21 protein-coding genes are annotated in these 22,359 nt (G+C 72.4%); 12 read left to right on the forward strand and 9 right to left on the reverse strand.

The genetic code is table 11. The features are described 5' to 3' along the window. Positions 1 to 202 precede the first annotated feature (202 nt). Genes AC27LF_RS43835 through AC27LF_RS43845 form a run of 3 tightly spaced genes read right to left on the reverse strand, consistent with a single transcriptional unit; the run spans position 203 to position 2,572 of the window. The gene (locus AC27LF_RS43835) at positions 203 to 979 is read right to left on the reverse strand and encodes an enoyl-CoA hydratase/isomerase family protein (RefSeq protein WP_479662168.1); all 777 of its coding nucleotides are present in this window, start codon (positions 977 to 979) and stop codon (positions 203 to 205) included. Next, on the reverse strand, positions 976 to 1,404 hold the full coding sequence (locus tag AC27LF_RS43840; RefSeq protein WP_479662169.1) for a Zn-ribbon domain-containing OB-fold protein: 429 nt from the start codon (positions 1,402 to 1,404) through the stop codon (positions 976 to 978). The genes AC27LF_RS43835 and AC27LF_RS43840 overlap by 4 nt, the downstream gene beginning before the upstream one ends. Before the next feature lie 7 nt (positions 1,405 to 1,411). Beyond that, positions 1,412 to 2,572 (reverse strand): lipid-transfer protein, encoded by a 1,161-nt coding sequence (locus AC27LF_RS43845; RefSeq protein WP_479662170.1) that lies wholly within the window; start codon positions 2,570 to 2,572, stop codon positions 1,412 to 1,414. A 144-nt stretch (positions 2,573 to 2,716) separates the two neighbouring features. Here AC27LF_RS43845 and AC27LF_RS43850 point away from each other — a divergent pair, with 144 nt between their 5' ends. Then, positions 2,717 to 4,306: a FadD3 family acyl-CoA ligase gene (locus AC27LF_RS43850; RefSeq protein ID WP_479664844.1), complete on the forward strand. Its 1,590-nt coding sequence runs from the start codon at positions 2,717 to 2,719 to the stop codon at positions 4,304 to 4,306. An 82-nt stretch (positions 4,307 to 4,388) separates the two neighbouring features. Here the strand turns inward: AC27LF_RS43850 and AC27LF_RS43855 are convergent, their stop codons facing one another. Both AC27LF_RS43855 and afsR read right to left on the reverse strand, forming a co-directional pair. Continuing rightward, on the reverse strand, positions 4,389 to 4,613 hold the full coding sequence (locus tag AC27LF_RS43855) for a hypothetical protein (protein WP_479662172.1): 225 nt from the start codon (positions 4,611 to 4,613) through the stop codon (positions 4,389 to 4,391). A 213-nt stretch (positions 4,614 to 4,826) separates the two neighbouring features. Beyond that, a complete protein-coding gene (gene afsR / locus AC27LF_RS43860; protein WP_479662173.1) occupies positions 4,827 to 7,787 on the reverse strand; it encodes an SARP-family global regulator AfsR in 2,961 nt (986 codons plus the stop codon). Between the two features lie 202 nt (positions 7,788 to 7,989). Here afsR and AC27LF_RS43865 point away from each other — a divergent pair, with 202 nt between their 5' ends. From AC27LF_RS43865 to AC27LF_RS43890, 6 genes are all read left to right on the forward strand, one after another. Next, positions 7,990 to 9,237: an amidohydrolase family protein gene (locus AC27LF_RS43865; RefSeq protein WP_479662174.1), complete on the forward strand. Its 1,248-nt coding sequence runs from the start codon at positions 7,990 to 7,992 to the stop codon at positions 9,235 to 9,237. Further along, positions 9,219 to 10,154, forward strand: a complete 936-nt coding sequence (locus tag AC27LF_RS43870) for an LLM class F420-dependent oxidoreductase (RefSeq protein ID WP_479662184.1) — start codon at positions 9,219 to 9,221, stop codon at positions 10,152 to 10,154. The genes AC27LF_RS43865 and AC27LF_RS43870 overlap by 19 nt, the downstream gene beginning before the upstream one ends. Positions 10,155 to 10,162: 8 nt before the next feature. Continuing rightward, on the forward strand, positions 10,163 to 10,933 hold the full coding sequence (locus tag AC27LF_RS43875; protein WP_479662175.1) for an SDR family NAD(P)-dependent oxidoreductase: 771 nt from the start codon (positions 10,163 to 10,165) through the stop codon (positions 10,931 to 10,933). Between the two features lie 114 nt (positions 10,934 to 11,047). Beyond that, positions 11,048 to 12,166 carry an LLM class flavin-dependent oxidoreductase gene (locus tag AC27LF_RS43880; RefSeq protein ID WP_404033913.1) on the forward strand — a complete coding sequence of 373 codons (1,119 nt, stop codon included), beginning with the start codon at positions 11,048 to 11,050 and terminating at the stop codon, positions 12,164 to 12,166. A gap of 99 nt (positions 12,167 to 12,265) precedes the next feature. After that, on the forward strand, positions 12,266 to 14,005 hold the full coding sequence (locus AC27LF_RS43885) for an N-acyl-D-amino-acid deacylase family protein (RefSeq protein WP_479662176.1): 1,740 nt from the start codon (positions 12,266 to 12,268) through the stop codon (positions 14,003 to 14,005). Further along, positions 14,002 to 15,462, forward strand: coding sequence for an aldehyde dehydrogenase family protein (locus AC27LF_RS43890; protein ID WP_479662177.1), 1,461 nt, complete (start codon positions 14,002 to 14,004; stop codon positions 15,460 to 15,462). Before AC27LF_RS43885 ends, AC27LF_RS43890 begins: the two co-directional genes overlap by 4 nt. A 30-nt stretch (positions 15,463 to 15,492) precedes the next feature. On the opposite strand, the gene AC27LF_RS43895 is transcribed toward AC27LF_RS43890, so the two are convergent. Beyond that, positions 15,493 to 15,888 (reverse strand): nitroreductase/quinone reductase family protein, encoded by a 396-nt coding sequence (locus tag AC27LF_RS43895; protein WP_479662178.1) that lies wholly within the window; start codon positions 15,886 to 15,888, stop codon positions 15,493 to 15,495. A gap of 76 nt (positions 15,889 to 15,964) precedes the next feature. Here AC27LF_RS43895 and AC27LF_RS43900 point away from each other — a divergent pair, with 76 nt between their 5' ends. After that, complete coding sequence (locus tag AC27LF_RS43900; RefSeq protein WP_479662179.1) at positions 15,965 to 16,501, forward strand: GNAT family N-acetyltransferase; 537 nt, start codon at positions 15,965 to 15,967, stop codon at positions 16,499 to 16,501. Here the strand turns inward: AC27LF_RS43900 and AC27LF_RS43905 are convergent. Further along, positions 16,470 to 18,002, reverse strand: a complete 1,533-nt coding sequence (locus AC27LF_RS43905; RefSeq protein WP_479662185.1) for a CehA/McbA family metallohydrolase — start codon at positions 18,000 to 18,002, stop codon at positions 16,470 to 16,472. The two genes, AC27LF_RS43900 and AC27LF_RS43905, sit on opposite strands and share 32 nt — an antisense overlap. Before the next feature lie 50 nt (positions 18,003 to 18,052). Between AC27LF_RS43905 and AC27LF_RS43910 the strand changes: the two genes are divergently transcribed. Further along, complete coding sequence (locus tag AC27LF_RS43910) at positions 18,053 to 18,913, forward strand: LLM class F420-dependent oxidoreductase (RefSeq protein WP_479662180.1); 861 nt, start codon at positions 18,053 to 18,055, stop codon at positions 18,911 to 18,913. A 133-nt stretch (positions 18,914 to 19,046) separates the two neighbouring features. Next, positions 19,047 to 19,655: a DUF1707 SHOCT-like domain-containing protein gene (locus AC27LF_RS43915; RefSeq protein ID WP_479662181.1), complete on the forward strand. Its 609-nt coding sequence runs from the start codon at positions 19,047 to 19,049 to the stop codon at positions 19,653 to 19,655. A 64-nt stretch (positions 19,656 to 19,719) separates the two neighbouring features. On the opposite strand, the gene AC27LF_RS43920 is transcribed toward AC27LF_RS43915, so the two are convergent. Together AC27LF_RS43920 and AC27LF_RS43925 are read right to left on the reverse strand one after the other, a co-directional pair. Then, positions 19,720 to 20,085 carry a hypothetical protein gene (locus AC27LF_RS43920; RefSeq protein WP_479662182.1) on the reverse strand — a complete coding sequence of 122 codons (366 nt, stop codon included), beginning with the start codon at positions 20,083 to 20,085 and terminating at the stop codon, positions 19,720 to 19,722. A 14-nt stretch (positions 20,086 to 20,099) separates the two neighbouring features. Continuing rightward, positions 20,100 to 21,350, reverse strand: coding sequence for a helix-turn-helix transcriptional regulator (locus AC27LF_RS43925; protein WP_479662183.1), 1,251 nt, complete (start codon positions 21,348 to 21,350; stop codon positions 20,100 to 20,102). A 163-nt stretch (positions 21,351 to 21,513) separates the two neighbouring features. Between AC27LF_RS43925 and AC27LF_RS43930 the strand changes: the two genes are divergently transcribed. Continuing rightward, entirely contained in the window at positions 21,514 to 21,822 is a 309-nt protein-coding gene (locus AC27LF_RS43930; protein ID WP_479662186.1) for an ATP-binding protein, read from the forward strand. Positions 21,823 to 22,114: 292 nt separating this feature from the next. Further along, positions 22,115 to 22,359, forward strand: a 245-nt coding sequence (tgmA, locus tag AC27LF_RS43935; protein ID WP_479662187.1) for a putative ATP-grasp-modified RiPP, incomplete at its 3' end; no start/stop codon positions are given.

Below are 22,359 nucleotides of genomic sequence, written 5' to 3' on the forward strand. Positions count from 1 at the left end.
CTTTCGGGGCGCGTTCGGCGTCGGGTCTGCGGGACGGCTGCGGGTGCGTTGTGGCTTGTCGCGCAGTTCCCCGCGCCCCTTACGGGGCGCGCTCGCGCGGCGGAGCCGCATATTGATACAGCCCCGCGCCCCTGCTCCGCCCTCGCCGCCCGGGTCGGCCGGTGCGACCTGGACCCGGCCGCCCGCCGCGGGGGCCGTTACCTCACCGGGTGCGGAACTCCCCGGAGCGGCGGGCGGCGAACAGGTCCGACTGGCGGTGCGCGGGCAGGTTGCCGAGCGAGACGAGGTGCGGGGCCTGGGCGAACCCCTGGGCCAGCGCACCCTCCCGGGCGGCCCACAGCGCCCGCACCGTCCCCTGCACCGCCTCGGCCGGATACCCGGCCATGACCGCGGCGCAGGCGCGCGCGGCGGCCAACGCCCCGCCGGGCTCGGTCAGTTCGGAGACCAGGCCGATCTGGTGCGCCCGCCGCGCGGAGATCCGCTCGGCGCTGCCCATGAGCATCATCCGGGCGACCTCCCCGAACGGCATCCGCTGGGCCATCAGCACCGACTCGTAGGCGCTGACCATGCCGTAGGCGGTGTGCGGGTCGAAGAAGACGGCGGTCGGGTCGGCGACGACGAAGTCGGCCTCCCCGAGCAGATAGAACGCGCCGCCGCAGGCCATCCCGCACACGGCCGCGACGACCGGCTTCCACAGATCGTTCGTCTTCGGGCCGATCCCGAGCAGCGGATCGTCCTGCATGTACGGCGACGACGGCTGCGGCACCACGGCGTCCCGGTCGATCCCGGTGCTGAAGGCCCGCTCACCGGCCCCGGTCAGGACGACGGCCCGTACGGTGTCGTCGTACCGCAACGCCCGCCATGCAGCGGCGAGTTCACCGGCCATGGCGAGATCGATGGCGTTGAGACGGTCCGGCCGGTCCAGGGTGACGACGGCGACGCCGGTGTCCGGCTCGGCGCTGACGCGGACGCCGGTCATGGGCGCTCCAGGATCCACTGGGGCAGACAGGTGCCGTCGTCGAGGGTGCTGAAGACGACCTGCACTCGGGCGCCGATCCGGATCCGCTCCGCCGGCACGGAGTCGAGCGGCGCCCCCGGCCCGGTGACCAGGTTCCCGACGAGCCGGATGCGGGGCGCGTCGTCGAGTTCGACCACGATGACGTTGTACGGCGCAACGGCGGCGTAGTCGGGCAGCAGCGGCGGATGGGGCAGCACGTACGACCACACGCGCCCGCGCCCCGAGGACGCCCGCCACTCGTGGGCGAAGGACTGGCAGCGCGGGCAGCAGGGGCGGGGCGGGAACCGGGGTTCGCCGCAGTCGGCGCAGGTCTGGACGCGGAGTTCGCCCCGGGCGGCGTACTCCCAGAAGGGGGCGCCGTCGGCGTCGGTGACGGGGGTCAGCACAGCGGTGTCAACTCCTGTTCGTCAGAAGGAGGGCGGAGGTGGGCACGCCCTCGCCCGCGGTGACCAGGCAGGCGGCGGCCCCCGGGACCTGGGCGGTGCTGATGCCGCGCAGTTGTTTCACGCCTTCGGTGATCAGGTTGAAGCCGTGCACATACGCCTCCGACAGCCCGCCGCCACCGGTGTTGACGGGCAGCCGCCCGCCGATCTCCAGCGCGCCGCCCTCGGTGAACGCGCCGCCCTCGCCCCGTTCGCAGAAGCCGTACCCCTCAAGGGAGAGCGGGATGAGCGCGGTGAACGCGTCGTAGATCTGGGCGACGTCGATGTCGTCCGGGGTGAGGTCGGCGTGCTTCCACAGGTGCCGGGCTGCGGTCCAGGCCGGTCCGGTGAGGGGGTCGTCGGTCCAGTAGTTGACCATGCCGTGGTGCTGGGCGGGCAGGCCCTGGGCGGCGGAGTGGACGTAGACGGGGGCGTGCCGGCAGTCCCTGGCGCGCTCCCGGGAGACGACGACGCAGGCCAGCGCGCCGTCGGTCTCCAGGCAGTTGTCGAAGAGGCAGAGCGGTTCGCTGATCCACCGGGAGGTCATGTACATCTCGCGGGTCAGCGGCCGTTCGTACATCACGGCCGCCGGATTCTGGTTGGCGCGGTTGCGGCAGGCGAGGGCGACGTTGAAGAGGTGGTCGCGGGTCGCGCCGTACTCGTGCATGTAGCGGCGGGCGAGCAGGGCGATCTCGTCGGCCGGGCGCAGCAGCCCGTAGGGGCGGGTCCACTGGGCGGGCGTGGGGAGTTGGGCCGTGGTGTTGGTCCAGGGCCGGGGGCCGCTGCCGCGTTTGCGGGACCGCCAGGCGACCCCGACCGTGGCCTGTCCGGCGGCGATGGCGGCGGCGAGATGGGCGACGGTGGCGCAGGAACCGCCGCCGCCGTAGCCGGCCTTGCTGAAGAAGGTGAGGTCGCCGAGGCCGACGGCCTTGGCCAGTTCGACCTCGTCGGTCTCCTCCATGGTGTAGGAGGCGAGGGCGTCGACCTCGCCGGGTGCGATCCCGGCGTCGTCCAGGGCGGCGAGCACGGCCCGGCAAGCAAGGGTCTTCTCGTCCTCGGCAAGGTGCCTGGCGAACGGCGTCTGTCCGATGCCGACGATCGCGGTGGCGTCCTTCAGACCGTTTCCCGCCATGGTGCCCGCCCCTTCGCCCGGTGGCCGCCCGGCCGTCCGAGGGCGGGCCGCCGCTGTGCTGACAGTCCGTCAGGCTACCGCTAATCTGACGGTCAGTCAGCTATGTGCCGAGGAGGCTCGGGGAGGCCGGTGGTGCGCGGTGACATGCGATGGGGCAGCATTCCGGACCTGGTACGAGCGGCGGCCGAGCGGTACGCGGACACCGAGGCCGTGGTCGACGGCCGCAGCCGCGTCTCGTACGCGGAACTCGGGGCCCGCGTCGAGAGAGCGGCGGCGGCCTGCCTCGCCGCCGGCACCGGCGTCGGCGACCGGGTGGCGATCTGGGCGCCCAACTCCCTCGACTGGATCGTGGCCGCGCTGGGCGCGGTGTCCGCCGGGGCGGTCCTCGTCCCGCTCAACACGCGCTTCAAGGGCGCCGAGGCGGCGGACGTGCTGCGCCGCAGCGGGGCCCGGCTGCTGTTCGTGACCGGCACCTTCCTCGGCACCTCGTACGTGGCGTCGCTGCGGCGGGCGGCGGCCGACGGCGACGGGAGCGCGGGGCCGCTGCCCGGACTGCCCGAGCTGGAACAGGTGGTGGTCCTCGCCGACGACGCCCCGGCCGACTTCCGCACCTGGCAGGACTTCCTGGCGGGCGGCGAGGGTGTGGGCCGGGCCGAACTGACCGCGCGTGCGCGGCGCCTGGACGGCGGCTGCCTGTCCGACATCGTCTTCACCTCGGGGACCACGGGCCGCCCCAAGGGGGCGATGATCACCCACGCGCAGACAGTGCGCGCCTACGACATCTGGGCCGGCCTGGCCGGCCTGCGCGCCCGCGACCGGTACCTCATCGTCAACCCGTTCTTCCACACCTTCGGCTACAAGGCTGGTGTGATCGCCTGTCTCACACGGGGCGCGACGATGATCCCGCAGCCGGTGTTCAACGTGGACACGGCGCTGGCGAACATCGCCGCGGAACGGGTCACCGTCCTGCCCGGCCCGCCGACCCTCCTTGAGGCGCTGCTCGACCACCCGGCCAGGGCCGGCCACGACCTGTCGGCGCTGCGGCTCGTGGTGACGGGCGCGGCGGTCGTCCCGCTGCGGCTGGTGGAGCGGCTGCGCGGCGAACTCGGCGTGCGGACGGTGCTGACGGCGTACGGTCTCTCGGAGGCGAGCGGCATGGCGACGATGTGCCGCCGCGGCGACGCGCCGACGGTGATCGCGGCGACGTCGGGCCGGGCGATCCCCGGCACCCGGGTCCGGGTCGTGGACCCGGCGGGCACACCGGTGCCCGCGGGCACCGCCGGCGAGGTGCAGGTCCAGGGCTTCCACGTGATGCGCGGCTACTACCGGGACCCGGCGGCGACGGCCGAGGCGATCACGGCGGACGGCTGGCTGCGCACCGGCGACGTGGGCGTCCTCGACACCGCCGGCAATCTGCGCATCACCGACCGGCTGAAGGACATGTTCATCGTCGGCGGCTTCAACGCCTACCCGGCCGAGATCGAGCAACTTCTCGCCCTGCACCCGGACGTGGCCGACGCGGCGGTGATCGGCGTCCCCGACCCGCGGCTCGGCGAGGTCGGCAAGGCATTCGTGGTCCGCCGCCCGGGCGCCCACCTCACCGCCGACGACCTGATCGCCTGGTCCCGCCGCGAAATGGCCAACTACAAGGTCCCGAGAACCGTCCAGTTCCTGCCGGCCCTGCCACGCAACGCGAGCGGCAAACTGCAGAAGACCGAACTCCGCGACCGCTGAAGGCGATCGCGCCCGTCGACACGCCTCGGCCGCGGCGGCTCCCCTCCGCGCCGCCGCGGCCGGTCCCCGTCCGGAGGGTGGCCTACTTGTCGCCCAGACCCAGCGCGGGCGGCGCGGGCATGGGGTTCTCCTTCTTCGTGACGACGTCCTTCAACGGCTCGCTGGGCATGGGGTTCTCCAGCGTGGTGATGTCCGCGCCGTCCGGAGCCGGGGTGGGCATCGGGTTCTCGCCAGGCGTGACGGCGTCGTCCGCCGTCCCCCCGCTGACCTTCGGCTCAGTGGCGTCGGTGTCCTTCTTCTCGCTCATGTGCTTGTTCCTCTGTGTGATGACGAGTGAGGAACGCCCGCCCGGAAGCTCCCCCGAGGGCCGCCGGACGGGCGTTCGGAGCCGCACACTAACTGGTCGGGCTCCCGGCCAGGCCGTCTGCCCCCCGACGCGACGGTCTGACACGTAAGAGAGTGCCGGGAGGAGATAAACGAACGCTGAACGCCGTCGCCCGCGGCGCGCGGGAGAGGTCGGTCAGGCGGCGGAAGCCGGGGTCAGCAGCGCTCGTACGTGCTCGGTCTCGGTGGCGTCGTTCTGCTCCAGCAGGCTCAGCGCCTCGCGCCAGCACGCCCTGGCCCGGTCCAGCTGCCCCAGCGCGGACAGTGCCCGCCCCAGCAGTGTGAGGACGTTGCCGCGCATGCGGTCGCCGCCGATGCAGCCGAGCGCGAGCGCCTGTTCGGCGTGCTGGGCGGCCTGTGCGGGGCGGCGGGCGGCCAGGTGCACCTCGGCGATGCGGAAGTTCGTCGTGCCCTCCCACAGCCGCTGCCGGTGGTCGCGCAGGATGTTCAGCGCGTCGGAGAACTGCCCGAGGGCCTCGGTGTGCCGGCCGGCCTGGTTCAGGGCGATGCCGACGGCGTAGTGACTGTTGGCGAGGCGGACCGTCCGCCCGAACTCGGCGTGCGCCTCGACGCCGCGCCGGGCGAACTCCACGGCCTGCGTGACGTTGCCCATGCCCAGGTGGGCGCGGGACAGGTTGCACCAACTGGTCGCCTCGCAGGGGCGGTTACCCGCCGCCTGGAAACCCTCGATGGCCTGCTCGAAGTAGGACTTGCCGTCCGCGTGCCGGCCCTGGTGCAGGCACAGGAGGCCAAGCGTGTTGGCCACCCAGCTCACCGCCGTCGAGTCCGCTTCGGACTCCGCGAGGTGCATGGCGGCGCGGGCCTCCTGCTCGGCCTGCTGGATGCGGCCCGAGACCAGGAGGACGTCCGTGAGGACGGTGCGCGCCCTGCCCTCGGCCCGTGCGTCCCCGGACGTCCGGGTCGCCTCGCACATCGCCCGCGCGGTCGTCTCGTACTGGTGCGAGTTGGCCCCCGACTCGGTCAGGTCCTTGGCCGCCCACAGCAGATCCACACCGCGCCGCAGCCGCTGTGAGCCCGCGGACTGGCGTACGCAGGCAAGCAGCGGGGCGGCCTCCGTGTACAGCCAGTCCAACGCCGCGGCGCCCTCGGCGAAGCGCAGGCCCGGGTACTCGGTGGCGGCCAGGTCGTCGACCAGGCGGTCCCCGGGCCGTTCGATCGCGTAGACGCCCGCCGTGGTCGCCAGGTAGAAGTCCAGCAGGCGGGACATGGCCGCCGCCCGCTCGCTCGGTGGGTGTTCGTCGCGTTCCGCGCAGGCGCGGGCGTACAGGCGGACCAGGTCGTGGAAGCGGTAGCGGCCGGGCGCCGCGGACTCCAGGAGTGAGGTGTCCACCAGGGACTCCAGCAGATCCTCGGTGGCCTCCGGGGGCAGGTCGAGCACGGCCGCCGCCGCCGCGAGCGAGATGTCCGGGCCGTCCGCGAGGCCCAGCAGGCGGAACGCCCGGGCCTGCGCCGGTTCCAGCTGGCCGTAGCCGAGTTCGAACGTCGCCTTCACCGCGAGGTCGCCGGCCTGGAGTTCGTCCAGCCGGCGGCGTTCGTCCGCCAGTTTCGCCGCGAGGACGGACACCGTCCAGGTGCGCCGGGAGGCCAGCCGGGACGCGGCGATGCGGATCGCCAGGGGCAGGAAGCCGCAGGCCGCGACGACATCGAGCGCGGCCTCCCGCTCCGCGGCGACCCGCTCCGCCCCGACGATCTTCGTGAACAGGGCCAGCGCCTCGTCCGGGGACATCACGTCCAGGTCCACCAGATGCGCACCGGCGAGGTCCACCATCCGCACCCGGGAGGTGACCAGCGCGGCGCAGCCCTCCGTGCCGGGCAGCAGCGGCCGTACCTGGGCCGCGTCGCGGGCGTTGTCCAGGAGCACCAGGACCCGTCGGCCGTCGAGCACCGACCGGTACAGCGCGGCCCGGTCCGCCAGCGAGTCGGGAATGGCCGTGTCCGGTGTGCCGAGCGCCCTGAGGAACGAGCCGAGGACGGTCTCCGGCTCGGCGGACCGCGGCCCGGCGCCCTGGAGGTCGACGTAGAGCTGCCCGTCGGGGAAGGCGGCCCGGGCCCGGTGGGCGACGTGCACGGCCAGGGTGGTCTTGCCGACGCCACCGATCCCGGCGAGCGCGGAGACGGCCATCACCCGGCCCTCGGACGTGGAGGCGGAGGCGAGGATCTGGCTCAGTTCGGTGACGAAGGCGGCACGGCCGGTGAAGTCGGGCACGGTGGCCGGGAGTTGGGCGGGGCGCAGCGGGACGGGCGCGGGTTCGGCGAGGGGCGCGGAGGGTTCGGCGAGGGCCGGGTCCGCCTGGAGTATGCGCTGCTGGAGGTCGCGCAGGCCGGGGCGCGGGTCGACGCCCAGTTCCTCGGCGAGCATCCGCCGGGTGTCGGCGTACACGGCGAGGGCTTCGGCCTGCCGGCCGCTGCGGTAGAGGGCCAGCATCAGCAGTTCGCGCAGGCGTTCCCGCAGCGGGTGGGCAGCCGTCAGCGCCGTCAGTTCGGACACGGCCTCCGCGTGGCAGCCCTGTTCCAGGTCCATGTCGAGGCGGGATTCGAGGAGTTGCAGCCGCCACTCCTCAAGCCGTACCCGCTGCGCGTCGGCGTACGGGCCGGGCACGCCGGCCAGTGGTTCGCCGTCCCACAGGGCGAGCGCCCGGTTCAGTACGTCCCTGGCGTGGCACAGGTCACCGGAGGCGCGGGCCTTGTCGGCCTGCGCCGCGAGGTCCTGGGCGACCGCCAGGTCCAGGGCGTTTGCGCCGAGGCCGCGCACCGCGTAGCCGCCCGATTCGCTGACCAGGACGCCGGGGCCGAGCGCCTTGCGCAGGCGCGAGGCGTAGGTGCGTACGGCGGCGAGGGCCTGAAGGGGCGGCTCGGTGCCCCAGAGCGCGTCGATCAGTTCCGGTGCGGTCGCCGTCCTGCCGCCGCGCAGCAGCAGGGCGGCGAGCAGGGCGCGCTGCTGCGGGGAGCCGGTGGCCAGCGGCTCCCCGTCCTGCCAGGCGCGCACCGGTCCGAGCACGCTGAAGCGCAGCGCCGCCGGCTCCTGGGCCGAGGAGCCGGGACGCCGCTGCTCCGGTACTCGCGGTCGACCGTCCATGCGTTCGTCCCCCTAGGCATCCCGAACAACTACGTCAGTTTGCCTTGTACAGGGCGGATGCGTCAGCCGTGCGAGACGGCGATCACAGGTGGGCGCGCGGGAGTCCACAACCTCCTCACGTCCTCTTCGCACGGTTCCGCACGGTCCTCGGGGTCGCGGCCCCGCCCACGGGTAGCTGACGGTTCGTCAGATCGGCGCTACGGTGAGCGCCATGGAGACCCAAGCCGCAGCGCCATTCCCCGAGATCATCTCCGTCGACGACCACACCGTTGAGCCGGCGCACGTCTGGCAGGACCGGCTCCCCGGCAAGTACCGCGACACCGGCCCCCGGATCGTGCGCGCGCCGCTGAAGGAGATGTCGTTCCTCGGCGGCCGGTTCAGGCCCGTCATGGGCGCGCCGGGCGACGACGGCCCGGTGGGCGACTGGTGGGTGTACGAGGACCTGCACCGGCCGCTGACCCGTCTGGACACCGCGGTCGGCTACAGCAGGGACGACATCAGGCTGGAGGTGATCACGTACGAGCAGATGCGCGCCGGGTCGTACGACGTGCCGCGGCGGCTCGACGACATGGACGTCAACCACGTCCAGTCCGCGCTCTGCTTCCCCACCTTCCCCCGCTTCTGCGGCCAGACGTTCACCGAGGCCGCCGACCGCGACCTCGCGCTGCTGTGCGTGCGCGCCTACAACGACTGGATGGTGGAGGAGTGGTGCGGGCCGGCCGCCCGGGGGCGGCTGGTCCCGCTCACCCTCATCCCGCTGTGGGACGCCCACCTGGCCGCCGAGGAGGTCCGGCGCAACGCGGCCCGCGGCGTGCGGGCCGTCGCCTTCTCGGAGATACCCCCGCACCTGGGGCTGCCGTCGGTGCACACCGACGCCTGGGACCCGTTCCTCGCCGCCTGCGACGAGACCGGCACGGTGGTGGCGATGCACATCGGCTCCAGCAGCCGTATGCCCTCCACGTCCGCGGACGCGCCGCCCGCCGTCGGTTCCGCCATCACCTTCGCCAACTGCTGTTTCTCGATGGTGGACTGGCTGATGAGCGGCAAGTTCGAGCGCTTCCCGAACCTGAGGGTGATGTACGCGGAGGGGCAGATCGGCTGGATTCCGTACATCCTGGAGCGCGCCGACGTGGTGTGGCAGGAGAACCGCGGCTGGGGCGGGGTCGCCGAGAAGGTCCACCGGCCGCCGTCCGAGCTGTTCGCCGAGCATGTCTACGGCTGCTTCTTCGACGACGCGTTCGGGCTGCGCAACCTGGACGCGATCGGCGTCGGCAACGTCCTGTACGAGACGGACTACCCGCACTCCGACTCCACCTGGCCGAAGTCCCGCGAGGTCGGCGAGGCCCAGATGGGCCATCTGGCGGCCGATGTCGTCGAGCGGATCGTGCGGGGCAACGCCATCGAACTGCTCGGGCTGACCGGGGACGGCCGCTGGGCGGGTGCGCGGTGAGCGTCGCGTACGGCATCCAGCTGCCCGTCCAGTCGCAGAGCACCCTGTACGCGGAGCGCTGGGAGGCCGGCGCGGGCCCCGGCGACCTGGTCGAGATCGCCCGCGCCGCGGACCGCGCCGGCTTCGCCTACATCGCCTGCTGCGACCATGTCGCGATACCGCGCCGGCTGGCCCCGGCGATGGGCACCGTCTGGTACGACCCGGTGGCCACGCTCGCCCACCTGGCCGCCGTCACCAGCCGCACCCGGCTGCTCAGCCATGTGGCGATCGTGGGTCTGCGCCACCCCCTGCTGACCGCGAAGCAGTACGCGACCCTCGACCATCTCTCCGGCGGGCGGCTGATCCTCGGTGTCGGCGCCGGGCACGTGGCGGAGGAGTTCGCGGTGCTGGGGGCGGACTTCCGGCGCCGCGGGGCCGTCCTTGACGAGTGCGTGGACGCCCTGCGGGCCGCGCTCGGTCCGCAGGAGTACCCCGAGCACCACGGCAAGGTGTACGACTTCGAGGGTCTTGGGCAGCGGCCCCGGCCCGCCCAGGAACGGGTGCCCGTGTGGATCGGCGGGTCCTCGCCGGCCGCCGTGCGCCGGGCCGCGCTCAGGGGCGACGGCTGGCTGCCGCAGGGCGATCCGCGCGACCGGCTGCCCGGCCTGATCGCCGGGCTGCGGCGGACGCGCGCCGAGGCGGGCATCACCGCGCCCCTGACCGTGGGCGCCATCACCGAGCCGCTGTATGTCGGCAGGCCCGCCTGGGACGTCGGCCGCCGGACCCTCAGCGGCCCCGCGGACGCCCTCGCCGAGTCGCTGCGGGCCTACCCGGCGATGGGCGTGGACCAGATCCAGGTGCGGTTCCGCTGCCGCAGCCGTAGCGAACTGATGGACCAGATGGCCGCGTTCGGCGCCGACGTGGCCCCCGACCTCTAGGAGTGGGCATGGGCAGACTGGACGGACGCGTCGTGCTGGTCACCGGCGCGGCACGCGGGCAGGGCGAGCAGGAGGCCCGGCTGTTCAGGGCGGAGGGGGCCGAGGTCGTCGTCGCCGACGTCCTCGACGACCAGGGGCGGGCGCTGGCCGAGGAGCTGGGCGCGCTGTACGTCCACCTCGACGTGGGGGAGGAGGAGGGCTGGCGGGCCGCGGTGGCCGCCGCCAAGGAGGCGTACGGGCACATCGACGGGCTGGTCAACAACGCCGGCATCCTGCGCTTCAACGCCCTGGTGGACACGCCGCTGGACGAGTTCATGCAGGTGGTCCGGGTCAATCAGGTCGGCTGCTTCCTCGGCGTCAAGGCGGTCGCGCCCGTGATGGAGGACGGGGGCACCATCGTGAACACCGCGTCCTACACGGCGGTGACCGGGATGGCGGCGGTGGGCGCGTACGCCGCCACCAAGCACGCGATCCTCGGGCTCACCCGGGTGGCCGCGCTGGAGCTGGCGCACCGGGGGATCCGGGTCAACGCGGTGTGCCCCGGGGCGATCGACACGGCGATGTCCAACCCGGCGCAGCTGGATCCGGCGGCCGACGCGGCGGAGATGGGCCGGGCGCTGGACGAGCTGTATCGCAAGCTGGTGCCGCTGGGGCGGATCGGGCGGCCGCAGGAGGTGGCGCGGCTTGCGCTGTTCCTCAGCTGCGCGGACTCCTCCTATGTCACCGGGCAGCCGTTCGTGATCGACGGCGGGTGGCTCGCCGGGGTCTCGGTCGTCTGACCAGATCTGACGGACCATCAGTCTTGACGGTCCATGCGCCCGGTGCCACAGTCGGGCCACAAGCCGATCTGACGCAGCGTCAGATAAGCGGACGACAGGGGACGGTGAACCTCCTTGGAATTCGGGCTCTTTGTACAGGGATATGTGGGCAAACGCGCCGAGACCGATCCGCTCGCCGAGCACAAGGCGCTGATGGAGGAGACCGAGTACGTCATCCAGGCGGACCGTTCCGGCTTCAAGTACGCCTGGGCGTCCGAACACCACTTCCTGGAGGAGTACTCGCACCTGTCCGCCAACGACGTCTTCCTCGGCTACCTCGCCCACGCCACCGAACGCATCCACCTCGGCTCGGGCATCTTCAACCCGCTCGCCCAGGTCAACCACCCGGTCAAGGTGGCCGAGAAGGTCGCCATGCTCGACCATCTCACCGGCAACCGCTTCGAGTTCGGCAGCGGCCGGGGCGCCGGCAGCCACGAGATCCTCGGCTTCCTGCCCGGCATCACCGACATGAACCACACCAAGGAGATCTGGGAAGAGACCATCGCCGAGTTCCCGAAGATGTGGCTCCAGGACGAGTACGAGGGCTTCCAGGGCAAGCACTGGTCGCTGCCGCCCAGGAAGGTGCTCCCCAAGCCGTACGGGACCTCGCATCCGGCGATGTGGTACGCGGCCGGGTCCCCGCCCTCGTACGCCATGGCCGCGAAGAAGGGCCTCGGCGTCCTCGGCTTCAGCGTGCAGAAGGTCTCCGACATGGAGTGGGTGCTGGAGCAGTACAAGACGGCGATCGTGAACGCCGAACCGGTCGGCGCGTTCGTCAACGACAACGTGATGGTGACGACGACCGCGATCTGCGCGCCCACGCACGCGGAGGCGATCGAGATCGCCGTCAACGGGGGGCTGCACTATCTGCCCTCGCTGGTCTTCCGCTACCACGACACCTTCCCGCGGCCCGACGGCTTCCCCGTGTGGCCCGAGACGCTGCCGGAGTACACCGCCGAGTTCATCGAGATCCTCATCGAGGAGGAACTGCTCATCTGCGGTGATCCGGACGAGGTGCGTACGCAGTGCAAGCGGTGGGAGCAGGCGGGGGCCGACCAGTTGAGCTTCGGGTTGCCGGTGGGGGTGCCGAAGGAGCAGACGCTGCAGACGATCCGGCTCATCGGTGAGCATGTGATTCCGCGGATCGACACGGATCCTGTGCATCGGACCTCGCGGTTCCGGGCAGCCGGGTGATCGCCGTCGCGGGGTGGGGGTTGGGTGTGGTTGCTCGCGCAGTTCCCCGCGCCCCTTCGTGGCGCGCCCACCGCACCGCAAACCGAGGAGGTGAGCCCTGTGCTTGATCATCTGGTCAGGGGTGCGACCGTCGTCGACGGGACCGGGGCGCCCGGGTACGCCGCCGATGTCGGGATACGCGACGGGCGTATCGCTGTCGTCGGCGCTGTCGGTGCCGTCGGTGAGGAGGCGCGCAGCAGTGAGGATGCCTCCGGGCTCGTTCTCGCGCCGGGGTTCGTCGATCCGCACACGCACTACGACGCCCAGCTCTTCTGGGACCCGTACGCGACGCCCTCGCTGAACCACGGAGTGACCACCGTGGCCGCCGGCAACTGCGGGTTCACGCTGGCCCCGCTGAACCCGGACCGGCCCGACGACGCCGACTACACCCGCCGCATGATGGCCAAGGTGGAGGGCATGTCCCTGGTGGCCCTGGAGGAGGGCGCGCCCTGGAGCTGGCACACCTTCGGCGACTACCTGGACGCCCTGGAGGGCCGTATCGCGGTCAACGCGGGCTTCATGGTCGGCCACTGCGCACTGCGCCGCCATGTGATGGGCCCCGACGCCGTGGGCGGACAGCCGACCGACGACCAACTCGCCCGCATGGTCCGCCTGTTCCACGAGGCCATGGACGCCGGCGCCTGGGGCTTCTCCACCACCCAGTCGAGCACCCACTCCGACGGCGACGGACAGCCCGTGGCGTCCCGGCACGCCAGGCCCGCCGAACTGCTGGCCCTGGCCCGCGCCGTCGGCGAGCACGAGGGCACCCAGATCGAGGCGATCGTCGCCGGCTGCCTCGACCGCTTCAGCGACCCGGAGATCGACCTGCTCGTGGAGCTGAGCGCGACCGCCGGACGGCCCCTGAACTGGAACGTCCTGACCGTGGACGCCGCCGTCCCCGAACGGGTGCCGCGCCAGCTCTCGGCGAGCGAACGGGCCCGCGAGGCGGGCGGCCGGGTGGTGGCGCTGACCATGCCGATCCTCACCCCGATGAACATGTCCCTGGGCAGCTTCTGCGCCCTGAACCTGATCCCCGGCTGGGGCGAGATCCTGGGCCTGCCCGTGCCCGAACGCATCGCCCGGCTGCGCGACCCGGCCGTGCGGGCCGGCATGCTGCGGCACGCGGAGTCCGAGGAGGCGGGCGTCTTCCGGCGGCTGACGGACTTCGGGCGGTACGTCATCGGCGACACCTACAGCCCACGCAACGAGGGGCTGACCGGCCGGGTGGTCCGGGACCTGGCCCGGGAGCGCGGCCAGGAGCCGTTCGAGTGCCTGGTGGAGATCTGCGCGGCCGACGATCTGCGTACGGTCCTGTGGCCCATGCCCACCGACAACGACCCGGCGTCCTGGGCGCTCAGGGCCGACACCTGGCGGCACCCCGACGTACTGCTCGGCGGCTCCGACGCGGGCGCCCACCTGGACCGCATGTGCGGCGCCCCGTACACGACCCGCTTCCTCGGCGACTGCCTGCGCGGACGCCGGCTGGTCGGCCTTGAGGCGGCCGTGAAGATGCTGACGGACGACCCGGCGCGGCTGTTCGGGCTGCGCGAGCGGGGCCGGATACGCGAGGGCTGGCACGCCGACCTGGTCCTGTTCGACCCGGAGCGGATCGACGCCGGCCAGGCCACCTTGGTGCACGACCTGCCGGGCGCCGGCCCGCGGCTGGACTCCCGGGCGATCGGCGTCAGGGCCGTGTGGGTCAACGGCGTCGAGGCGATCCGCGACGACGCGGTGAGCGGCGCCGTGCCCGGCCGGGTGCTGCGCTCGGGCCGGGACACCGAGACGGTGGCCACCAAGTGAACGGTCCGCCCGAGCGGCAGCGGCTGTTCATCGGCGGCGACTGGGCCGAACCGGCCGCCGGACACTACCCGGTGGTCGACCCGGCGACGGAACGGAGCGTGGGCCTGGCCCCGGAGGCGACGCCGGACCAGGCGCTCGCCGCCTGCGCCGCGGCCCGCGAGGCGTTCGGCCCGTGGTCGCGGACGCCGCCGCGGGAACGGGCGGCCGTGCTCGCGCGGGCCGCCGACATCATCCGCGGCCGACTGGTCCCGTACGCCGGCCTGGCCCGCGCGGAGACCGGTGCGACGACCGCCACGGCGCGCGGGATGCAGGTGGCGGTGGCGGCGGCCAGGTTCCGCCGCTACGCGCGCGTGGAGGAGACCGAATGGGCGATCGCGCCGCAGATCAGCGAGGCGGGCCCGATGGGCCCGGCCGGCGTGCTCGGCGCGCTCGCGGTGCGCCAGCCGGTGGGCGTCGTCGCCTGCGTCACCTCCTACAACAACCCGTGGGCCAACCCGGCGGGGAAGATCGCGCCGGCGCTCGCGATGGGCAACACGGTGGTGGTGAAACCGGCCCCGCAGGACCCGCTGTCCGTGTACCGGATGGCGGACGCGCTGGCGGAGGCGGGCGCGCCGGCCGGGGTGGTGAACGTCGTCTCGGGGCGTTCGGTGGCGGTGGGCGAGGCCGTCGTGGAGTCGCCCGACGTCGACATGGTCAGCTTCACCGGGTCCACGGCCGTCGGGCAGCGCATCGCCGAAGTGTGCGGGCGCGCGATGAAACGGCAGCTGATGGAGCTGGGCGGCAAGGGCGCGGCCCTCGTCTTCGACGACGCCGACCTCGCTTCCGCGGTCGCCGGGATCGGCACCACGTTCTCCTTCTACAGTGGGCAGATCTGCACCGCGCCGACCCGGGTGCTGGCGCAGCGCGGGGTGTACGAGCGGCTGGTCGACGGGCTCGCGGCGTACGCGGCCCGGCTGAAGGTGGGCGACCCCGGGGAGCCGGACACGGTGGTGGGGCCGGTGATCTCGGCCGCGCACCGGGACCGGGTGGAGTCGTATGTCGAACTGGCCCGCAAGGAGGGCGCGACGGTGGTGGCGGGTGGTGAACGGCCGCCCCTGGAACGCGGGTTCTATGTGGCGCCCACGCTGCTGGCCGACTGCGCCACCACCATGCGGGCGGCCCGGGAGGAGATCTTCGGCCCGGTGGTGGCGGTGATCCCGTTCGACGACGAGGAGGAGGGCGTCCGCCTCGCCAACGACAGCGACTACGGCCTCATCGACTACGTGTGGTCCGGGGACGTGGCGCGGGCGTTCCGGGTGGCCCGGCGGCTGCGGGCCGGCGGGGTCGGCATCAACACCGTCGGCCGCAACATGGAGGCGCCGTTCGGCGGGTTCAAGAAGAGCGGGGTGGGCCGGGACGTCGGCTCCTACGCCCTGCACGCCTACAGCGAGATCCAGACGCTGGTGTGGCCGGGCTGAGCGGCTGGGTGGCGGCCGGGGGGAGGGGGCTCAGTCCGTCAGGTCCACCCGTACCGTCAGCAGGTCCGTGCCGAACGCCCGTACCGCGGCGCTGTTCAGCCGGGGCAGGCCGCGCAGCCGGGCCACGGCGTCGTCGTCCGGGAGCAGCTGCGCGGTGCCGGTGTGCCAGCGGCCCCTGATGCGGACCCGGACGCGGGGATCGGCCTGGATGTTCCGTACGTACTGCGACTTCAGGCCGAACTCCGAGACCAGCCAGAACGAGTCGCCGACGCGCCGCCCGCCCACCGGGGTGCGCCGTGGCAGTCCGGAGGTGCGGCCCGTCGTCTCCAGCACGGTCTGCAACGGAAGCCGCCGCGAGAGCGGATTGGCCAGATGACGCTGGAACCGGGTCACGATGCGGTGCTTCGTCTCGGGGCGTGGGGACATCCGGATCTCCTGAAGGTGGCGGGACGGGTTCCTCCTCGGACGGTACGCCCCCGAGCGCCCGTGCGAAGGTACGTCCATGAGCATGCAGGCCGAGATCATCCGTACCCGCCGGCTGGAGCTGCGCCCGCTGCGCGTCGAGGACGCCGAGGAGATGGCCGCCGTGCTGTCCGACCCCGCCCTGCACACCTTCATCGGCGGCACCCCGGCCGGCCCGCGGGAGCTGCGCTCGCGCTACCGGCGGTGGACGGCCGGCTCCCCCGACCCCGCCGTCACCTGGCTGAACTGGGTGGTCCTGCCGCGCGCCGAGGACCGGCTCACCGGCACCGTCCAGGCGACGATCGCCGCCACCGACGGTGGACCGGTCGCCGAGGTGGCCTGGGTGGTGGGCACGCCCTGGCAGGGGCGAGGCATCGCCACCGAGGCGGCCCGGGGGCTCGTCGGCTGGCTCGGCCTGCGGCCGGTGCGCAGGATCGTCGCGCATGTGCACCCCGGGCACCACGCGTCCGCCGCCGTCGCCGCCGCTGCCGGTCTGGAGCCGACCGGCGAGCGGCAGGACGGCGAGGTGCGCTGGGCCCGCGACGTCAGCGGCGCCCCAGGAAGATCGGGTTCGTGAAGCCCGCCAGTGCGCCGGGCAGCGGGCCCGCCGCCGCCTCGTGGCGCAGCTCCGCCCGCACGTATGCCGCGTACGACGGGGTCGTCCGCCACTCGACGACCCCCGAACCGCTCACCGGCAGCGGGTCGCTGGTCAGCAGGACGCCCTCGTCCGTCACGAAGCGGACCGTGCGGCGCGGGGCGCCCGACACCTCCAGGCGGACCGTGACCGGCGTGTCCGCGTCGACGTCGAGGCGTTCGCCGATGCCCGCCTGCCGGGCCCGGCCGCCGGTGGCCGTGAACGCCATCGTGACGTTCTTCGACTCGGCGACGTAGCAGCGGCCCGCGCGGATGCCGTCCTGGACGGCCGGGCGGGTCAGGTCGTCGGCGAGGACCACCGTCTGCGGCAGACCGACCACGTCCGGGTCGCGGTGGGCGTCGCTGCTGCCCATCGCCGGCAGCCACCGCCGGTCCTCCCGCACCGACGCCACCAGCTGGGCGTCCCACGCGGCAAGGGCGACCTCGTCGTCGGGCGTGTAGGGGCCGTTCCACACCTCCACCGCGTCGGCCTCGCCGAATCCGAACTTCCAGGCGCAGCCGATGCAGGTGGCGTGCGGGTGGGCGGGCACGACCAGACCGCCGGCGGCGCGGATCTGCCGGGCGAACCGGCCGAAGCGGTTGTCCCCGGCCCGGTAGCGCCAGTCGACGAAGGTGCCGGGATCGGTGCCGAGGGCCAGCAGGTGGCCGTTGCGCGTCGTGACCTCCTCGCCCAGCATGATCAGCAGGTCGTCGCCGGCCTGGTCCGCCCAGTGCCGGTGCGCGGAGTGCGTGTTGTGCTCCGAGGTGTTGATGAAGTCCAGGCCCGCGGCCCGGGCCAGCGCCGCGATCCCGGCCGGGGTGCGGCGGCCGTCGGAGTGCCAGGAGTGCAGATGGCAGTCGCCGCGGTACCAGGCACGGCCGCGCCCCTTCGCCCGCTCCGGCGGATACACCGGCCGCGCGGTCCGGCCCGGCGCGCCGTAGGTCAGCGTGATGGTGAGCTGGTACGCCAGGCCCTGCGGCGCGACCGTGTACGGGCCGAGCGCGATGTGCCAGGTGCCCGCGTCCACCGGGCCCGGCAGATAGCCCGGGGTCGCGTCGTCGGCGCGGACGAAGAACTCCGTGCGGGCGCCGCCCGACCAGCCCCTGAAGCCCCGGCCGCCCAGGCCGGTGCCGTGCTGGTCGAAGAGGCCGATGTCGAGCGCGTTGCCCTGTGTGCCGGCCGGCACGGACGGTCTCTCATAGCGGTAGGAGACCTTGATCTCCCGTACTCCTGTGGGGACTTCGACGGGTACGTAGACGAAGTCGGGGGAGCCGGGCGGCAGGGTGCCGCGCACGGTCCTTCTCTCTTCCTGCTGTCCGTCGGCCGCGGCGAAGCTCACGCTTCCCAACGTAAGCGCCGCCGCCGCTCCGGTCACGAACGGGGCCCGCCGCCCCGGGCCGGGTCCGCCGCCGTGGTCGTCCTCGCAGCCGCTGACCGGTGGAATGCCGACCAGTCGGTATGGACACCTGGCGGCCGGGCGGGTACAGATGGGGGATGCGCATCGCCGTCACGATCTTCCTCACCGACGAGACCATCGCGCCCGTCCGGCTCGCCCGGGAGCTGGAGGAGCGCGGCTTCGCCGGGCTGTACCTGCCCGAGCACACCCACATCCCGGTCGAGCGGACCACCCCGTACCCGGCCGGCGGCGAGCTGCCGCGCGAGTACGGCCGCACCCTCGACCCCTTCGTCGCGCTCGGGCAGGCCGCGGCGGTGACCGGGCGGCTCGGCCTCGGCACCGGCGTCACCCTCGTCGCCCAGCACGACCCGATCGCCCTCGCCAAGCAGATCGCGACCCTGGACCATCTCTCCGCGGGGCGCCTCACCCTCGGCGTCGGCTTCGGCTGGAACGTGGAGGAGGGCGCCGACCACGGCGTGCGATGGCGCACCCGCCGGGAGCTGACCCGCGACCGGATGCGGCTCATGCAGGCCCTGTGGTCCGACGAGCCCACCGCCTACGAAGGGGAGTTCGGCGGCGTCCGGGCCAGCCACGCGCACCCCAAGCCCGCCCAGCGGCCGCGCGGCCCGGTGACCGGCCCGCGCACCCTGGTCGGCGGGGCCGCCGGGCCCAAGCTGTTCGCGCACATCGCTCAGTACGCCGACGGCTGGCTGCCGATCGGCGGGCGCGGTCTTGCCGAGTCGCTGCCCGTGCTGCGCTCGGTGTGGGCCGACGCGGGCCGCGACCCGGCCGCCCTCCAGGTGGTGCCGTACGCCGTCCTGCCCACGCCCGGCAAGCTCGCCCACTACGCGGAACTCGGCGTCGAGGAGACCGTGGTGCAACTCCCGTCCGCGGACGAGCGGGAGGTACTGCGGACGCTCGACACGTACGGCGAGCTGGCGGCGGCCCCGAGCCACTGACTCCGTTCTCCGCCTCCGCCCGGGGGCTTGGCTGCACCCCCTATCGCGATATAACGTCAGTGTTCGCTCGTGTGCAGCCACCCAAACCACACGAGCCCTACGCATTCGTGTCGAGCCAAGACCCGGGGGAAGCATGTCGGCAGAGACCTCGCCCGTACTGCGGGCCTCGCATGCGGACCGGGACCGGGCGGTGGACGTGCTGCGCGTCGCGGCGGGCGACGGCCGGCTGACCGCGGCCGAACTGGACGAGCGCCTGGAGGCGGCCCTGTCGGCACGCACGGTCGGCGAACTGACCGTGCTCACCGCCGATTTGCCGCCCGTGTCGGCCGCCGGCGGCGCGGTGGTGGAGGGGGTCAAGGACGTACTCCGGATCCAACAGCGGTTCAGCACGGTCAAGCGGACGGGGCGCTGGGTGCTGCCGCGACGCCTGGAACTCGCGGCGGAGTGGTGCGAGGTGACGCTCGACTTCACCGAGGCGGTGATCACGCAGGACACGCTGCGGATCGATCTGGACATGCGCGGCAAGACGCTGACGCTGATCACCAAGCCGGGCATCGCGGTCGACGCCGACGCGCTGACCTTGGAGTTCAGCAAGCTCAAGCTCCGCCGCCCCCCGCACCCCGACACCCCGGTCACCCTCCGAGTAGAACTGACCGGCAAAAAAACCCACGGCAGAATCATCGTCCGCCCCCAAGGAACAATCCTCCGCCTCCGGAAACCCCCACCCCCGACCACACCCTGAGCGCGACCTCCCCGCGGCTGGTGTCGGCGCCCTTCAAGGGGCGACCGCCCGAGCCGCCAGACGGCTACTTCGTGGCCTGCTCGATGGCCTCGAAGATGTCCGAGTCAGTCGCCTTCTGCCAGTCCGGCAGGGCTGGCCAGTCGGCGACATACCCCGGCTTCGGTTCCTCGAAATGCTGGTACATCTGGGCCGTCCAGCACAGAGCGATGAACCGCCCCTTCTGCTCACGCGTCAGCCGCGCGGCATGGCGCCCGCTCAAGTCGAGGAACTGACGAACCTGCTCGTACACGGCACCTGCGGCTTCCCGCTCCCAGTGGGGAGTGTCGTCCCACGGGGTCACATAGCTCGGCTTCGGCTCGCCGGGAAAGTGCTTTCGCACACCCGCGATCCATGCCTCCCGGAACACCCGGGCCCCATCGGTCACCGACATGCCAACCCCTCTCGTCACGTCGTGCACAGAGCGCCGATCCCGGCGCCCAACTCGGCCACACGGCGGTCTCGGCCCAAGGTACCCAGCTCCGTGTGCAGGCCCTGGAGTTTACGGGCGACGTAGCCCGAACCCGACTGCTGAGCAAGTCGCAGGGCCTCCGTACCGTAGGTCACCACCTGTTCGGCATCGCGGCGCTTCGCACCCAGCGCTGCCAGGTCCGTCAGCACGGCACCCCGACGACGCAGCGATTGCCCCTTCGCGAGAGCCGCTGAGCCAAGCGCGCTCGTGAGCGCATCCTCGGCAAGGCCAAGCCGACCAAGCCGAACATAGCGAGCGCCGCGCTCTTCAGCGAGGCGCGAGCCGTCGAAGCGGAGCCATCCACCGTTGTGTGCAGGTTCACGCAATTCGGCGACGAGCTGAGCCTTGTCAAGGGCTCTTTCACAGGCGTCGAAGTCACCCAGTCCGGCAAACGCCTCGGCCTGGACAGAAGCAACCCAGTACCGCGTGGACAGCGCACTGTCACCCCGGCTGGCGACCCGACTGGCAACTTCGAGAGTTTGCGCGGCGTCTGCGAAGTGTTCGTCGTAAAGATCGACGTACGCGTGGCGGACAAGGGCACAGGCCCAGAGGTCGAATGCCTGAGCGTTGCTACTTGCCGAAGCAGCCAGGGTGTAGGCCGCGGCAGCGGCCGTGTAACGGTTGCCGTCGAAGGCCAGCTCGCCGGAAAGCTGGAAGAGATCACCTGCGGCTTCGCACAGGGCGCTGGTGTGGCGCGATGCCTTGAGCTCGTCGTGCAACGCGCGGAGCTGATCACTGACGACGGCGTTGACGGAGCGTTTCGAGCGGGCAAGTTGGTACACCTGCCAGAGGTGTCCGTTCATCCGCCGCAAGCCGTCGGTCGACCCTCGATCGGCAGCCTCCGCCAAAGCATCGGTCTCGTCGGGTGCCAGCGAGGTCAAAGCGCCGGTCACCGCGATGAGGCGCAAGAACTGACGTCGGATCATCTCGTCGATCTCTCCTGAGCCGTAATGATCACCAGACGGCGACGCTGCCGGCTCCGAGACGGTGGCTTGTGACGGGGGCAGCAGCGCGTCGAGTTCGGCGAGACCCAGTCGCAGCAATTCAGCCATCGCCGGTCGATGAACGGCGTCGGGCGTGGTCTCCCCGCGCTCCCAGCGACCAACCGTTGTGCGGTCAACTCCGACGGCGTGGCCAAAGCTCTCCTGACTGTAACCCATGGCTTTCCGCCGCTTGGCCAGACTCACTCCTGCCCCCTTCCCGCTCGATCCGGGCCCTACCCATGCGGTGCGTCCGTGCATCAGAGGTGCATCAAGGGTGCCGCATGGATGCCGTGGCCCCTGTCACTTGGCAGCGGTTGGCTTGGCAGCGTAGGTCGAACCGCCTCTCCGGAGGGATGACTCCGTGACCATGACCGCTGCTGCCGGATCCACGGGTACAGGTGGCAAGCTGATCGCCTCAGAGTTGATCAACAACGCCGTCGAGCACACCAGTTGTCGATTCATCCGGCTCCGGATCTCCCGGGAACACGATGGGGTGGTTCGTATCGATGTCGCTGACAGGAGCCGGGTTGTGCCCGTGCTGGGCGAGCTCGACGACAACGCGGAAGAAGGTCGCGGCCTGCTCCTGGTCGACGCCATGAGCCAGAACTGGGGCTATGACAGGAAGCCCTGGGGCAAGGTGGTCTGGGCCGACCTGAAGGTGCAGGGCACATGCTGACCACCCGGCTGTTCGGGCTCCGGCGGATGCCGCAGCGGAAGGCCGACCTCGCTGCTGAACGCCGCAACTGCCAGGCGTTCGAAGCCTGAGCACAGACATCCCTCCTCGGTGTGACTTCCTGGGGCGTCGGGTAATCCGTGTCGGCCGACGGCCCCGACCGAGGGCGGATGCCCGGTCCGCAGTGACGGACCGGCACCTCCCGCGCCCAGCCGGGAGCGGGAGAGACGAGAAAGACGAGAGAGAGGGTGCGGGCATGACCGCGACTGCCAGGACTGAGAACGCCACCTCCGCAATGAACATCACCTCAGCCCGCCCGTGGGGGGTCGGCCGACTCACGCCGTACCCGTCCACTGTCCTCCGCCCCCACGCCACGGTCACCGTCGACCCTGCCACGCAACTCGGCGTGTTCCGTGACCGAGCCGGCCAGGTGGTAGAGATGGGCAAGCACGGCACCAGTTCCGGCACCGAGACCTCCACGACCACGAACTCGGATTCGCAGAACGACCAGGGCCACGATCAGGACAGCCAGCAGGACTG

Source organism: Streptomyces diversicolor, assembly GCF_057537855.1.

What these genes read in the sequence shown, in the direction of transcription:
- AC27LF_RS43835 (WP_479662168.1), bottom strand. Translation starts at nt 979, where the DNA reads ATGACCGGCGTCCGCGTCAGCGCCGAGCCGGACACCGGCGTCGCCGTC.
- AC27LF_RS43845 (WP_479662170.1), bottom strand. Translation starts at nt 2,572, where the DNA reads ATGGCGGGAAACGGTCTGAAGGACGCCACCGCGATCGTCGGCATCGGA.
- AC27LF_RS43850 (WP_479664844.1), top strand. Translation starts at nt 2,717, where the DNA reads ATGCGATGGGGCAGCATTCCGGACCTGGTACGAGCGGCGGCCGAGCGG.
- AC27LF_RS43855 (WP_479662172.1), bottom strand. Translation starts at nt 4,613, where the DNA reads ATGAGCGAGAAGAAGGACACCGACGCCACTGAGCCGAAGGTCAGCGGG.
- afsR (WP_479662173.1), bottom strand. Translation starts at nt 7,787, where the DNA reads ATGGACGGTCGACCGCGAGTACCGGAGCAGCGGCGTCCCGGCTCCTCG.
- AC27LF_RS43875 (WP_479662175.1), top strand. Translation starts at nt 10,163, where the DNA reads ATGGGCAGACTGGACGGACGCGTCGTGCTGGTCACCGGCGCGGCACGC.
- AC27LF_RS43895 (WP_479662178.1), bottom strand. Translation starts at nt 15,888, where the DNA reads ATGTCCCCACGCCCCGAGACGAAGCACCGCATCGTGACCCGGTTCCAG.
- AC27LF_RS43900 (WP_479662179.1), top strand. Translation starts at nt 15,965, where the DNA reads ATGAGCATGCAGGCCGAGATCATCCGTACCCGCCGGCTGGAGCTGCGC.
- AC27LF_RS43910 (WP_479662180.1), top strand. Translation starts at nt 18,053, where the DNA reads ATGCGCATCGCCGTCACGATCTTCCTCACCGACGAGACCATCGCGCCC.
- AC27LF_RS43915 (WP_479662181.1), top strand. Translation starts at nt 19,047, where the DNA reads ATGTCGGCAGAGACCTCGCCCGTACTGCGGGCCTCGCATGCGGACCGG.
- AC27LF_RS43920 (WP_479662182.1), bottom strand. Translation starts at nt 20,085, where the DNA reads ATGTCGGTGACCGATGGGGCCCGGGTGTTCCGGGAGGCATGGATCGCG.
- AC27LF_RS43930 (WP_479662186.1), top strand. Translation starts at nt 21,514, where the DNA reads ATGACCGCTGCTGCCGGATCCACGGGTACAGGTGGCAAGCTGATCGCC.